This window comes from Lysinibacillus sp. GbtcB16 (genome assembly GCF_019091145.1).
GTDB lineage: Bacteria > Bacillota > Bacilli > Bacillales_A > Planococcaceae > Lysinibacillus > Lysinibacillus fusiformis.
Map to the genome: position 1 here is coordinate 1 of NZ_JAGXJV010000783.1, position 242 is coordinate 242.

The 242-nt window shown below is 44.6% G+C and carries 1 protein-coding gene; it reads right to left on the reverse strand.

Going from position 1 to position 242, the window contains the following annotated elements:
• Positions 1-203, reverse strand: a 203-nt coding sequence (locus KVT27_RS25890; protein WP_217582305.1) for a hypothetical protein, incomplete at its 3' end; no start/stop codon positions are given.
• Between the last annotated feature and the right edge of the window lie 39 nt (positions 204-242).

Consider the following 242-nt stretch of genomic DNA (forward strand, 5'->3'; position numbering starts at 1 on the left):
TGATTTAAGCTCATACTTTCGTAAGCATCATACGTTTTGGAGCCTCCGCCTTTCTTCACGGTCACATCACCGGATAACGAAGCAACAACAGCAACACGAACCGTTTTCGCAGACGCAGGATTGACCAGCAGCCCCGAGAGCAAGCTGAACACCAAACATAAGCTTAAGCATAGTGAAACAAATGATTTCTTGGAAACTTCCACTCCGAATTCCTCCCCCATAGTCTTGCATTTATAAATTTC